This is a genomic window from Amycolatopsis sp. NPDC043889 (assembly GCF_056435645.1).
In genome coordinates, this window is sequence record NZ_JBWKEC010000034.1 from 29158 (window position 1) to 43147 (window position 13990).

Consider the following 13990-nt stretch of genomic DNA (forward strand, 5'->3'; position numbering starts at 1 on the left):
TCGGGAGACGTTCATGACGTTCAACGCGCGTGCCGCGAAATCTCTCGCGTTCGCCACCATCGTGCTTGTCCTACTGCTCGGCAACGCCGCGCCCGCCACTGCGCAAGTCGTGCCGCTGCCACCGAGCGAACCGCGGCCGTGCCAGCCGTACCCGCTGTGCCTCGTCGTCCCCGATCCTCGCGCCCCCCAGCCGACTCCGCCGACCTTGGACCATCCCGATCCGGATGCGCCGACCCTGCCCTTGCAGGACGACCCCGGTCACGCCGCCCACCTCAAGGGCATGTTCACCATCGACGACGGCTACGGCCGCGACCTGCGCAACTACGACCTCTTCGCCAACTTGCCCTGGCTGGTCAGCAATCCCATGCCGACGATCTGGCTCTGGCTGGCGAACATGGGCTTCGCCGTCGGCAAGTACGCGCTCGGCTTCTCCGTCTGGTTCACCGAATGGTCCATGACCGCCGGCGTCGTCGACTGGATCAAAGCACCTGCCCAGGACCTCGAAAAGATCTGGCAGACCACCGTCATCGGGGGCTTGAAACTTCGAGAGCTGGCCTTGCTCGTCGCGACCTGTTACCTCGGCCTGCTGTTCATGCGCGGTCTCACCACCCGAGCCTGGCGCGAGACCGTGTCCACCATCGCGATCAACGTCCTGGCCATCGCGATCATCACGCACCCCGTCGACTTCCTCGTCGGCGACGGGGGAGTGCTCAGTCTCAGCCGCGATCTCGGCGCCGACGTCAGCGCAGTGATCATGGGCAAGCAACCCGGCGGCACTGGAAACCCCGCGGCGCCGATCGGGCAAGCCCTCATCGACAACTTGCTCATCGCGCCCTGGGAGACCCTCAACTACGGGACGCCGGTCTCCGGCAAACAGGGCACGGGTGCCTGCCAGTACTCGATCAAACAGATCCTCGACCAGGGTCCCTGGTCCGGCAAAGACAGCACACCGGCCCGCGAGCTGGCCGGATGCCCTAGCGAGTACGGCAAGTACAACGAGGTCGCCGACGGCGACCGCATGCTCGGTGCCTGGCTGTACGCCGTCGCGATGATCCTGTTCGCGATCCTCACCATCTGCCTCAACGCGATCCAGATCCTTGCCCCGTACTTCCTGCTCTTCGAAGGCCTCCTGCTCAGCCTGGCCCTGATCGCAGCCCTGATCCCGCAACTGCAGCACCAGCTGGCCTACCGCATCAGCTCGATCGCCGGAACCATCGCTAAGCTCCTGATGGGCATGTTCTTCATCGCCGTCATGACCGTTCTCTTGCGCTCGCTCATGCTCGCCGACCTCGGCCCGCAACTGGTCAAGTTCGCCGTCATTGACATCGTCGTCTTCTCCGGCTTCCTGTTCCGCAAAAGGCTCATGGCGAACATTCAGCGGATCCGGTCCAGCGTCAACTCCGGTGTCCAGCGACTCGGCAGGCCACGGAGCGGGCCGAAATCCATGCCCTTGCCCGTCGTCGAGCCTGGACCACATCGGATCAGCCGGACGATCAAGACCGGCGCTGGCGCCTTCACTGAGGCCATAGCCCCGGCGAACGACCTGAAGAACCGGCTGGTGACTGCAGGCAAGTTAGGCGGGAGGGCCGGCAGCAAGGCCGTCTCCTTCACCCTGGGCGCCCCGGTGTCCTGGCCCGCGGCTGCGAACCGCGCGCGCACCGCCCTCACCGCACGGGGTACCGCGGCCAAGGCAGCACTTGGGCGCAAGGCGGGCGCCGTGAAGGCCTACGCCTCTACCTACGCCGGAAACCTCGGCGCCGCCGCAAGCCCGCTGGTGAATGTCGCAACCACCGCGGCGTCGGTTCTCGGTAGCCGCCGTCCGTCTGGCGAGTCGCCGGTTGCACCTCAGCCCGCCAGGACTTCGGCCACTCCCGAGTTCACCGGCACCGACCTCGCGGCTCCCGCTCCCGACAGCACGGGGCCGAGAACGGCCCGCAGCCAGAGCCCGGAGCCGATACCGCTGCCGCCCGGGATGCTGCCGATCACGCCGACGTGGTCGCAACGCTTGCGTACCAGGTTGAACGAGCACCGGTCATGAACCCGCTGCTCGCCCTCCAACTCGCCGAGCACGTCCGCAACGAGGTCCGCGAACATCCGAAACGATGGGGCTGTCTCGCTCTCTTTCTGCTGCTCGGGCCCGTAATCGCGTGCATGCTCGTCGCCGTGCTGATCATCGTCGTCATCGCAGGGGGAGCAGACGGCTCAAGCTCGACGCCAGGACACGTGCCCGGCATTCCGGACGTCATGCTTACCGCCTATCAGCAGGCGGCGCAGCGCATCGGCGGCCTCAGGCCCGCCTGTGCCGGGATGCGCTGGTCGATCCTTGCGGGCATCGCCGAAGTCGAATCCCGCCATGCGTCCGGCCGGACGATCGCGCCCAATGGGGACATCAGCCCACCGATCCTGGGCCCCCCTCTCGACGGCAGCGGGGTCGGCGGCAACCGCACTCCTATCCGAAATCCCGACGGGACCTTCGCACGCGCCGCTGGCCCGTTCCAGTTTCTCACGACCACCTGGGCCGGCGTCGAACAAGACGGCAACGACGACGGCGCCCGCGACCCGCACAACGCCTTCGACGCCGCTCTCGGCGCCGCTGCTTACCTGTGCGGGACCGGCCCTCGCGACCTTAAGGACCAAGGGCAGCTGCGGGCTGCGCTCCTTAGGTACAACGCCAGTGCGGCCTACGTGGCCCAGGTGCTCGCCAACATTGAGCGCTACGACGCGGTTGACCTCCAACCGCCCGTCAATGCCTCTGGAGCAGCGAAGATCGTCATCGACGCCGCCATGTCGCAGCTCGGCGTGCCGTACGCCTGGGGCGGCGGTACGGCCGCTGGACCCAGCCGCGGTATCCGGGACGGCGGCGTCGCCGACCGGCATGGGGACTACAACAAGATCGGCTTTGACTGCAGCGGCCTTGTTCTCTTCGCCTACGCCAAGGTCGGTATCGCCTTGCCGCACAACAGTCGAGCGCAATTCGTGGCAGGGACTCGCATACCGAGAGAAGCCGGTCTCGGCGGGCTGCAGCCGGGTGATCTTGTCTTCTATAGCCCCGGCCTCATCCACCATGTCGGCATCTTCATCGGTGGTGGCAAGATGATCAATGCGCCCGAAAGCGGCTCAGAAGTTCGACTCGACGCAGTTGAAGTCGGTGCCTACGCCGGCGGCGTACGTGTCTTGCGCTAGCCGAAGTTGCCCTCCGCCCGTCGAACTCGATAGTCCGAATGTACCAACGATCTGCGGTAGTTCACGCAAACGATGGCTATAAAACGGGCTGACGATGCAAGACGATGGCGATCATGGTTGATGGCGGGAGCCGTTCGCGGCTTGGTGTGGCGACCTTGGACCCCAACCGGGCCAAGTCGAGGTTCGGCGTCGCCTATGTTCGCGCTGTGTGCAGCCAGGCTGGAGTCGGATTCCAGGAAACAAGCCCCGACGAGGACGTGCTCGCAGTCGACGGCAGTGTTGATTTCGAAATCGCATCAGCTCGGGTTCAGGTTAAATGCACTGGCCAGTTTCGGCTCAAGGGTGGGTCGACCGCGACTTGGCCGATTGAGGAGGCATGGCGCCAGCGTTGGAGGCGCTCCGGGGTTCCCGTGTACTTCGTCCTGGTGATCGTCGACCCGGACGACCAGGTCTCATGGTTGCATCATAACGACGAGGCGACACTGCATCGTGCTGCCGCCTTTTGGGTTCGCGTCGACACGCTTCCCGACGGGCAGAACATCGTCGTTCCGAAGGCGCAGAGATTGACGGCCGACACACTGCGACTGTGGGCTGGGGACGTCGAGGCCAGCTTCGACGGGTCGGGAGGAGGCGGTGTGGTTGTCTGACACCGTCACCCTGCCGAAGCTGGTCGATTTGGTGAGCTATCTCAAAGCCCACGGGTGGTCGTCCAGCCCGCCAGGCTCGGGTGGAACGCTTTGGACGAAGGGCGAAAGCCGAATCGGAGTGCCATACGACCCGGATGATGTGTTGATCGGCTCAGTGCTGACCAGACTTGCACTCGTTGAACGTCGAGAATTCAAGGTCACTGCCAACGCAGTGCGGCACGCGCGTTTCGATGTGACGCATCTGCGGGCAGTTAACGACGACCGCATCGTTGACAAGATTCCCCTTGAGGCGGCGACAAAGCTGATCAGCTCTGCACGGAAGATGCTGCGCGCGGCAGCAACGACAGCTCGTTGGGAACGTGCTCAGATCGCGGGCAGTTACTCACGTATCGGTGATGCGGTGATCCGTGAGGCGTTCATGGGGCACACCGAGCGAGGCTCGTTCATCATACCGGTGCTAGTGCCCGTTTCGGATCCTGAGCAACCAGCGTCAAACCAGCCGACGCTGTACGACGATCTCTCGGAGCCTGTCCGTCACAATGCTGCGCCCGAGCCGTTTGAGCGTCGCGTGGTGCGGACGTTCGCGCAGTCGATGCAGGCCGTGCATGACCTCGTCTCAGGGCCTGGCAAGATGCCGAGTACCGACAACCTTCACGAACTGGTGTATCGAGGCGTGAGTCGCGAATTCTGTGTCGCGTTGGGCAACGTTCTCGACGAAAGTGCGATTGGTGAGTTCGAAACCACCGTGGATTGGGCGCCCGCGGTACCTGCTCCCGATACCATGCCGCGCCAGGTATCGATCAGTGCTGAGGCAGTCGACCTTGTTCAGCTCGTTGCGGAACGTCTGCGTCAGCAAAACGTTCCTTCTCGGCAGGTTTTCTCCGGCACCATCGTCCAATTCAGACATGAAGATCGGGATGATCCATTCGGGGAAATCGCCGTTTCGACAATACGCCGAGGTCGATCATCGGAAGTCAGGGTGCGGCTCCACCTTGAGGTCTACCGTGAGGCGTGGGAATGGCACAACGCAGGCCGCGCCGTTCTCGTCGAAGGCTTCATCCGTCGATCGCCCGGAAAGCCGGGCATCGTGGATGATCCGGTCCGGTTTCAGCCGCTTGACGAGCTGATGCTGCCCGGGTCATGAGGACGCCCCCAGCTTTGGGCGGTAGCTACCGCGAGTAACGCAGCACGTGCGCCGATTGTTCACAACGATGCTGGAACCGCTGGGTTGTGGCAAGTTTGAACTCCCCGCTGGCGGCCAGTTAGCGGGGAGCTATCTGGCCGCGCGCCCGGTTACACAGCGTGGCTCTCGACAGACGTGGCCGTAGCCCCGTGGAGAGCTGCCCGGCCGTCGGCTGGAGTTGCTTCGATCTGTCGGTTGCCAAGGCCGAGGGACCGCCATGTTGCCAGTCGTGGGACCACCGACACCCAGCGCAGAAGTGGAACGGGTTATTACGCGGTTCGTTGGGCCGCCGCGTTCCTGAACGACCGCCCGGCGGCATGAGCGGACGTTTGGCGAGGAGTGGCCGCGCTCGTTGATCCATAGGCACGGAATTGCCAGGGGCAGGATCTGTTACGGCGTGCCCGATGGGCGATAATGAGACGTGACCGATGGGGTGGAACGAGCGCGGCACCGGCTTCCTGTTCTCAAGTGGTGGTGGGTAGCGGCTGCTGCTGCCACCGCAATTCTGCTGACGGGCGGGACGATTTGGTTGTTGCTGGTCGTCTTGGGCAGGCAAGCGAGCACTGAGCAGGCGAAAGCCCAGCTGGAGGCGATCCGTACCGCGCTGACTGTCGGCGTGGGAACCGGTGGGGTGTTCGCTCTGTGGATGGCTGCCCGCAGGCAGCGGTCCACAGAGATTCAGCTGCACGAGAGTGCTAGAGCTGCGGACGCCGCAAAACTCGACTCGCGTGAGCGGCGGCTGACTGACCTTTACGTCCAAGCGGTGGAACAGATCGGGTCTGACAAGGCACCGGTCCGACTCGGCGGGCTCTACGCACTCGAACGGCTGGCGCGGGATGACGTCGGTCGCCGCGCGGTTGTGATCAACGTGCTCTGTTCCTACCTGCGGATGCCCTATCTCGTCCCGGAGCAACTCAAGAACGGGCGATACCGGCTTCCTGCTGCTTCCGATGTGCGGCAGCACGAGGAGTGGCAGGTCCGGATCACCGTCCAGCACCTTCTCGCCAACCTGCTCCGCGATCAACCGTACGACCTGGATCTCCGGGGAGCGACCCTGATCGAGTTCGACCTCACGGGGTGTGCGATCGGCAAGGCGCTCTTTCACGATGCCCAGTTCATCTCCACGCCGAAGTTCATGGACGCGACGTTCCACGACGAGGTGTGGTTCTTCGACACGTCATTCGGCATCGTCGCGAGGATGGAAGGTGCGACCTTCCTCGACCGGGCCAGCTTCACCCGCTGCGTGTTCTATAAACTTTGCCTGCAGGACGCTACCTTCGCGGGCGGCGCGTACTTCACTCAGTCGGAATTCGCCGGCAAGGCGGACCTGTCACAGACGACGTTCAAGTCAGGCATCGAGTTCGACGACTGCGTATTCGACATGGACCGCTACACAGCCGAAGAGATGCAGAGGCGCGGCTGGGAGCCACCCGAGATCGATCTCACCGGCGCCACAGCGGATGCGTCATCGTTCAGTAAACCGGCGAAGTTACCTTCTGGCTGGCAACTCCAGGGATCGAGCATCGTTCGCGCGGCAACGCCTGAGCCGAAGCCATCCGGTGTGCACGACGGTGAATGAGACACCGCATCGTCGATGAGCACGCGAGGCCAGCTCCAGGGAACCAGTCGCCACTCAGCGTCCCCCGTTACCACCCCGCGTTCACCGAAGCCCAGTTGAAGACGCTCCCCTCGGCGCGCGCACGCTCTCTCAACGCCCGACCTGCGGCATGAGCGGATGTTCGATATGCGGCGAGCCTCGGGGGCGAGCTGCCCGTGCCTGCCTGCGTGAGCAGTGACCTGATCGATGGTCGGCCGCAGAACCCAGCCACGGGCGTGTCCTCGGTGTGAGACTCCCCCGAGTGCTCCCGAGCCATCGTCATCCCGCCGAGATCTGTTGCCGGCCGTAGTCACTTCCCGAGCTGAGGCTTCGAGCCGGACGCAAGCAGCGCGGTCTACGTCACGCAGAATATTTTCGACACAGTGCCGATTTTTCTCTGCACTGTGTCATAGTGGTGTCGTGGCACCGAAACGTCGTGAAACGCCGAGCAAGGGCGATCTGCGGGAACAGGCGATCCTGGACGCCGCCGAGGTGCTGCTCGAACGGGAGCACATCGAGCCGATGACCGTCGAGTCGATCGCCAAGGGGGCGGGCATCTCCCGCGGCTCGCTGTACTTCTACTTCGGGTCGAAACAGGAGGTTCTCGCCGCACTGGTCGCACGCACCGTCGCCCGGTTGCACATGGACGATCAGTCCGCCGACCCCGGCCTGCCCACGCACGACACCGTGCGAAGGGCTGTGGAGAACACGGCCGGCACCTGGCGTGAGCACGGACTCGTGATGCGGGCGGCGGTCGAGTTCGGCCCCGAAGTGCCCGAGATCGCCCGCCTGTGGCGCGACACCATCGCCAACAACACCGAGGCCATGACTCGTGTCCTCGTAGCGGCCGGCCTGCCCGACGAGGACGGCCCGACCGGCGCGGCGGCGCTCGCCCAGGCCCTGTGCTGGATGACCGAACGCAACTTCTACCACGCGTCAACACAACCCGGCGGCCTGGATCGCACGACCGAAACGATGGTCGAGATCTGGTGCCGCGTCCTACCTGGAGGGTAGCCATGCTTTTCCTGATCACCGGTGTCAGCAGCGGTCTCGGCCGGGCGTTCGCCCAAGGGGCGCTCGACGCCGGGCACACCGTCGTCGGCACGACCCGCCGGGCGCAGGACGTCGCGGCATTCGAAGCGCTCGCGCCGGGACGTGCGCACGCGCGTCAGCTGGACGTCACCGACGACGCCGCCGTGTTCTCCCTCGTGGGTGAGATCGAGGCGCAGGTCGGACCGATCGACGTGCTCATCGCGAACGCCGGCTATGGACACGAGGGAGTGTTCGAGGAATCACCACTCTCCGAGCTCCGGGCGCAGTTCGCCGTCAACGTGTTCGGTGTGGCCGCCACGGTCCAGGCGGTACTGCCGTTCATGCGCAAGCGTCGTGCGGGGCACGTGTTCGCGGTCAGCTCCATGGGCGGGCTGATGACCGTACCCGGGCTGGCCTACTACTGCGGCAGCAAGTACGCCGTGGAAGGCATACTGGAGACCGTCGCCAAGGAGGTCGCGGACTTCGGCGTGCACGTGACGATCATCGAACCCGGCTCGTTCCGCACCGACTGGGCGGGCCGATCGATGGTCCGCACGCAACGATCCATTCAGGACTACGACACATTGTTCGAACCCATTCGTGCGACCCGGCAGGCGGCCAGCGGCAACCAACTGGGTAACCCGGCCAAAGCGGCAGAGGCCGTCCTGAAGGTCCTGGAGGCCGAGAAGCCACCCGTGCATCTGGTACTGGGCTCAGATGCGCTGCGACTGGTCACGGCCGGCCGCGCGGCGGTCGACAAGGACCTGCACGAGTGGGCGGAGCTATCCCGCTCCACCGACTTCCCCGATGGTCACCAGATCGCTTCGAACTGACCACGACGCGCCCGGCGAGCCCACCAGGTGCCGCGCAGCGCTCGGGTGGACCTCCGCCAACGACGGCAACGTCACCGCGGAAGTTCAATCCGGGACAGACCCGACTGCCAGCCGACGCGGCGGCGTCACCAACCGATGAGGCCTATGACCGCTACCGCTGCTCCACCTGACCACCCGTCGGCGAACAACCTGTCATCGGCAGAAGAGAGCGTTAGCGGCAGGGAGGCTGACGCGCGGGCGCCGCCATCGAGAACGTGTTCTTACAACGACGCCGAGCTGCAAGGTGATCCTGTCGCTGGCAACACGGCGGTCCCACGACCTTGGCAACTGACGGATCCCCGTGCTACCGCGCCGCGCCGTGCTGGCGGTCGAGGCGCGATCAGCTTCGCGGCATGACTAGCACGGCCGCGCCGGCCGACGAACCTGCTGCGATCACCGACCGTGCAACTGGCCGCCAGCCGGGGAAATCGAACTGGCCGTCCACGGGGAATTCCGACTGGCCACTGACGCCGCTGGGACGTACGTGGTCGTGGACGTACTTCTGCATTGAACGGGACTGTGTCGGCGCATGTCCTGGTCATGATGATGCTTCGCAATGAGATTGCGGTTGGTCTTGCGATCGACTCAGCGTTCGCGCGTCTCCGAGGTTTGCGGATTTCCACTGGTCAACGCCATTGGGCAAGGCCAGCCGGGAATGCCGACTTGTTCCCCCATGGCCGTCAGGCCATCCAGGGAACCAGCGCGCCGAAGGCGCTCGATCTCCACCACGTGCTCGCCGAGCCCGCGTTGTGGTGGGTGACCACGGCGGTGGTCGCGATCCTGATCGCGGTCTTCGTCCTCCACCGACACTTCCGTTCCCACCACCTCCGCTCCAGAGTCAGTTACGACCTCCTCCCGACCGCCACGTTCGACCCGTCGCTCCAGGGTGTTCTGGCGTTTGCGCACCAGCTCGGCCGGGTGCGCCCGGTGCACGGCTGGGTGCCGAAGTCGGCGGTCGGTGTCCGGGTGCGGTTCAGCACCGACGAGGTGTTCGGGAAGCTGACGATGAGCGTGGAGGGCCGGGAGTCGATCACTGGTGTGATCAACAAGCTGACCTATCCGGAAGTCGAAATCCGCCGCGACGCGGACGACCGAGGAGATACCTCCCGGGACCACGGACGAGGGCGAGATGACCTCCGTGCGAGCGGGGGAGCACGATGAACTTCTTGCGAGACCTCTGGGCACGCCGAAGCGAGGAGACGTCTCCTTCCGCTGAGGGTGCGCAGGTACATGTGGCGCGCGCCGAGTTGGTTCTCGCGCGCCCGGCTCACCTCGCGCTTAAGGCGCTGCCGCTCCGGCCGGACGACCCGCTGCAGGCTCTGGCGAACGCGCTCGGCGATGTCCGGCCCGACCTCGGCGAGACGGTCGACGTCTGCCTCGACCTGATCCCGCTGACACCCGCGAGGATCCGCCACTTTGCTCACCGGACCGCAAAGCAGGAAGGGACAGTAGCGGGAGCGCTCGTTCAGGCCGCCGGCGAGATCGCCGGCGAGTTCGTGCCGACGGCGCGCGGAGCCCGCCGGCCCGCGGCACGAGCGGTCGCGCCAGTACCGAACAAGTTCGCCACGGACGAGCCGGTCTTCGCGGTCCAGCTGCTGATCCGTTGCCGTTCGGAGATCCCCGGCCGAGCCGAGGCACATCTGCGCAGCGTGATCGGCGCCTTCGACGTCTACCGCGGCGACAACTACTGGCGAGCTCGAGGGCCGCGTGTGCTGGGCTGGCATTTCGGCGCGGACACGATCCTCATCCGCAGGTTCTTCGACCGGCGGTTCGACACCGGCTTGGCGAAGCCGCGCAGCCGTTCCTACGTGACGGCCAGCGAGATCGCGGCGCTGCTGAAGCCGCCATCCGGGCGTTGCCTGTCGCCGGTGATCGCGCGCAGCCGGGGCTGGGTCATGCCCGCTCCCAGGGAGATCCCGCGATACAAGCCCGGCGCGGGGCTGGTTCGGCTCGGCTATGTCACCGACCTCAACGGCGAGGACCGGCTCGTCGGGGTGCCGATCCGCGAGCTGCTGTTCTCGGCGCGGTTCGGGAAGGCCGGCTTCGGCAAGACCGAGGAAGCGCTCGCGCAGGCGATCGAGATCGCCCGGCTCGGTGGCGGGGTCTGGTTCCTGGATCCGCACGCTGACGGTTGGAAACGCGCGAAACCGTACCTCTCAGATCCTGAGCTACGAAATCGGTTGTGGGAGGTCAACCTCGACGTCCGAGGAAGGGACAAGCGGCTGCCCGGCTGGAACCCGCTCAGCATGCAGGGCTTTTCCGAAGAGGACATCGAGGACCGCGTCGACGCCGTGGTCACCTCGTTCGCCACGGCGCTGGGATGGGGAGACTCTGCGCCGCGGGCGAAGTCGATTCTGACCAAGGCGTGCGAGGCGCTCTGCTATCTCGCGATGCGGCTGCCCGCCGAGTGCGCGCCGACGATCTTCCAGATCCCGACGCTCCTCGACGACGACGCCTGGCGTGACGAGGTCTTGCGCGTTCTGAAGCCGAGCATCCGACGCTACTGGACGGACTCGTTCACGAAGCTCGCACCGGATGCGACCACGGTGGTCACGAACATCATCAACCGCCTGCGCACCAGCCCGACGTTGTCCGCCTTCCTCGGCTCGTCGGTCACGACGTACAACGTCCGCCGGGCCATGGACACCGGAAAGATCGTCTTCGTCTGCACCACCGGCACCGGCGAGACCAACAAGCTGATCACCTCGTTCATGATCTACGACCTGTTCCGCGCCGGACGCTCGCGCGCGGACACACCGGTCGATCAGCGCCGCAGGTGCGACGCCTTCGTCGACGAGCTCGCCGCGGTCGACGGAGCGTCGCGCGGATACCTCGCCGCGATCCTGGAACAGCTGCGGAAGTACCGCGTCGCGCTGCATGCGATGAACCAGATGCCCGACCGTCTCGCGCCGGAGACCCGGAGGGCGTTGCTGCAGAACCAGTCGCTCCTGATGACCAGCGCCGCGGCGATCGACGGCGCCCGGACCGTGGCCCGCGAGTATGGAGGCCTCGTCCAGCCCGCGACGATTACCGAGCTCGAGCAGTTCCACCACGTCGTCACCGTGACGCTCGGCGGCCAGCGCACCACGCCGTTCAAGATCCGGGGACTCCACGTGGACGACGAATTCGCCGACCACTTCCACCCCGAGTGGGACGACGACGTCGACCGGTGCCTCGATCGGAACCTGACCCGCAGGCCGATCGGCGAGGTGCTCGACGAACTCGAGGATCTCGACGACCGCATCCTCGACGCCTTGCGCGGCAACCAGCTGGCACCTCGTTCGCGGCGCGGGCGGCCTCCCTCCCGCGGGAGCGGTGCAGGCATCGAGTTGTCGGCACCCGAGTCGACGGTGGAGTGACCTATGCAGCGACTCGACCCGTTCAAGCGCGAGGCGCTCGTAGCTCTCTACTGGCATCGCATGGTCTCCACGGAGCAGATGCGACAGTTGATCGCACCGGCCACGCCGATTCGCACCGTGCAGCACAAACTCCTTGCCCTGCAAGCAAACGGTCTTGCCGACGGCTTGCACCGACACCACGCTCCCCGGACCTGGTACGTCACCGAGAGCGGCGCGGAACTGGTCGAGGAGTCCGGGCGAGTGGATGCGCGCCCGTACCGGATCCCGCGGGCGGCTGCGGTGGAGCTGCTGCAGGATCACGCGCTCGACGTCGTCGAAACCGGGCTCGCCTTCACGACGGCGGCCCGCCGGCGTGGGGACGAGTGCGGGCCGCTGTCGTGGACGCCGGAGGTCGCGCACCGGTTTCGAGACGGCCGTGGGCGGCGCCAGGGCGTTGTCATCGCGGACGCGGTCCTCGACTACGTCCTCGATGGAGACGGTCGGCGGTCGCAGCGCACGTTCTTCATCGAGCTGGACCGCGCGACCATGCCCGTCGCCCGGCTCTCGCAGAAGATCCGCTCCTACGTCCAGTACCACGACTACATCCCCGGCAAGCCGAACTCGGCTGGGCGTCCCGCATGGCGAACCCGGTACGCGCGCTTCCCGCGCCTTCTCATCGTCCTGTCCGGCGCTGCCGAGCACGTCCTCGAGCGTCGGCTCGCGGACCTGAGGGCCTACGCACAAGCGATGCACGGCCTGGCGCTCGCTGGCGATCGCGTGTGCGCACTGGGCACGACCTTGCAGAGGCTCCGAAACCCCGGGCCGACAGCGGAGATCGCGCTGCCACTGCTCGCCGAGAGCGGCGCGCTGGTACCCGTTTTCGCTTGGCCCAAGGCCGGTGGATCGTGATGGAAGCGCGAGCACCGGTCGACCTCGTCGAGCAGCTCGGCTTCTCGTCCCGGTTGCGTCAGCGCCGGTTCACCTTGCTTCCGCTGCGAGGCGAAGGAACTCCGTTCACGGACTCGCAGGGACGCGCGCCCGGCGACAGCACCGCGCCGGAAGAACTCGCTGACCTGATCTCCTCCATCGCGACCGTCGGCGTCCTTCAACCGGTTCTCGTCGAGGAGATGGACGCCGGCGACGACAAGGCGCCCGCTATGAGGCTGACGGCGGGGGAGCGGCGACTGAGGGCCTGCCGGTGGGGCGCGGTCCACAAGCCGGACAACCCGCATTTCACCGCGCTCCCGGCGGTCATCTGCCCCGGACCGCTGTCAGATGAGGAACGCCGGGTCTGGCAGCTGGTCGAGAACCTCGCTCGCGAGAACCTGCGCCCCGGCGAGCTGGCGGCCGCGCTCGTCCTCGATCGCTGCGCGGTGCTGCTGGGCAAGCTGATCGCCCACGGTTACAAGGTTCCCGCCGACGTCTACGCCATCGATGACCCGATCGCCCGGTTCTCTGCCATGGAGCGGATCCGTGGCGCCGACAAGAAGTGCGCGGCGCCGTGGTCTCAGGTCCTGTCCCGCCTCGGCCTGCAGCTGACCCCGCGGAAGGCGCGGGAGCTGGTGCGCGCGTTCGCCGAGATGCCCCGCGAGATCGCCGACGAGATGGACGAGGCCAAGATCAGCCTCAACACCCGCATCCGGTTCATCGAGCTCAACCGCGGGCGAGCGCAGGCCGCACAGGACATCTGGGCCGCGGTGAAGAAGACCAACCGGACCCGGCTGTTGAGTTCGGCCTTGAGCGCTGCGGCCGACCCGACGGTCACTCCTGAAGAAGCTCTTGCCGAAGCAGAGCAGCTGCATGAACAGGCAGACAGCTCCCGTGCAGACAAGCTCCGTGCCGACTCACCGGTGACCGCTGACTCCGTTCCGTTGGTGGAACAACGACTTGTCGACAAAACCCTCGCCAGCCTTCGCGTCCTGACCGCCGCGCTGGCTCGCGGCGCTCGGCTCTCCGCGCACGATCTGGCGTCGCTCCGCCTTCTAACCGATCAACTCACCGGAACGGAGTGAGTCTCTTGTCCGTCTTCCTCGGCCTGCCCACCGACGCCGCGCCGGCCGCGCGGTGCGACTGCAGGCGCTGCCCCTGGTACTCGGGCACCGATGCCGAGCCCGGTGCGGTGATCGCGCCGCTCTGTT

Annotated in this window: 11 protein-coding genes; all 11 read left to right on the forward strand. The window is 66.1% G+C overall.

Going from position 1 to position 13990, the window contains the following annotated elements; translation table 11 throughout:
* Positions 1 to 13: 13 nt before the first annotated feature.
* The 11 genes from AC0685_RS37045 to AC0685_RS37095 all read left to right on the forward strand — a co-directional run bounded on the left by AC0685_RS37045 (position 14) and on the right by AC0685_RS37095 (position 13864).
* Positions 14 to 2038 carry a hypothetical protein gene (locus AC0685_RS37045; RefSeq protein ID WP_478229732.1) on the forward strand — a complete coding sequence of 675 codons (2025 nt, stop codon included), beginning with the start codon at positions 14 to 16 and terminating at the stop codon, positions 2036 to 2038.
* Positions 2035 to 3183, forward strand: coding sequence for a C40 family peptidase (locus tag AC0685_RS37050; RefSeq protein WP_478229733.1), 1149 nt, complete (start codon positions 2035 to 2037; stop codon positions 3181 to 3183). The genes AC0685_RS37045 and AC0685_RS37050 overlap by 4 nt, the downstream gene beginning before the upstream one ends.
* A gap of 104 nt (positions 3184 to 3287) precedes the next feature.
* A complete protein-coding gene (locus AC0685_RS37055; protein ID WP_478229734.1) occupies positions 3288 to 3830 on the forward strand; it encodes a DUF4365 domain-containing protein in 543 nt (180 codons plus the stop codon).
* Positions 3823 to 4974 (forward strand): hypothetical protein, encoded by a 1152-nt coding sequence (locus tag AC0685_RS37060; RefSeq protein WP_478229735.1) that lies wholly within the window; start codon positions 3823 to 3825, stop codon positions 4972 to 4974. Before AC0685_RS37055 ends, AC0685_RS37060 begins: the two co-directional genes overlap by 8 nt.
* A gap of 460 nt (positions 4975 to 5434) precedes the next feature.
* On the forward strand, positions 5435 to 6592 hold the full coding sequence (locus AC0685_RS37065; protein ID WP_478229736.1) for a pentapeptide repeat-containing protein: 1158 nt from the start codon (positions 5435 to 5437) through the stop codon (positions 6590 to 6592).
* A gap of 438 nt (positions 6593 to 7030) precedes the next feature.
* A complete protein-coding gene (locus tag AC0685_RS37070) occupies positions 7031 to 7624 on the forward strand; it encodes a TetR/AcrR family transcriptional regulator (protein WP_478229737.1) in 594 nt (197 codons plus the stop codon).
* Positions 7625 to 7626: 2 nt separating this feature from the next.
* Positions 7627 to 8475, forward strand: a complete 849-nt coding sequence (locus AC0685_RS37075; RefSeq protein ID WP_478229738.1) for an oxidoreductase — start codon at positions 7627 to 7629, stop codon at positions 8473 to 8475.
* A gap of 702 nt (positions 8476 to 9177) precedes the next feature.
* Complete coding sequence (locus tag AC0685_RS37080) at positions 9178 to 9675, forward strand: hypothetical protein (RefSeq protein ID WP_478229739.1); 498 nt, start codon at positions 9178 to 9180, stop codon at positions 9673 to 9675.
* A 71-nt stretch (positions 9676 to 9746) separates the two neighbouring features.
* Entirely contained in the window at positions 9747 to 11873 is a 2127-nt protein-coding gene (locus tag AC0685_RS37085; protein WP_478229740.1) for a type IV secretory system conjugative DNA transfer family protein, read from the forward strand.
* 3 nt (positions 11874 to 11876) lie between these two features.
* A complete protein-coding gene (locus tag AC0685_RS37090) occupies positions 11877 to 12761 on the forward strand; it encodes a replication-relaxation family protein (RefSeq protein WP_478229741.1) in 885 nt (294 codons plus the stop codon).
* A complete protein-coding gene (locus tag AC0685_RS37095) occupies positions 12761 to 13864 on the forward strand; it encodes a ParB/RepB/Spo0J family partition protein (protein ID WP_478229742.1) in 1104 nt (367 codons plus the stop codon). Before AC0685_RS37090 ends, AC0685_RS37095 begins: the two co-directional genes overlap by 1 nt.
* The last annotated feature ends 126 nt before the right edge of the window (positions 13865 to 13990 follow it).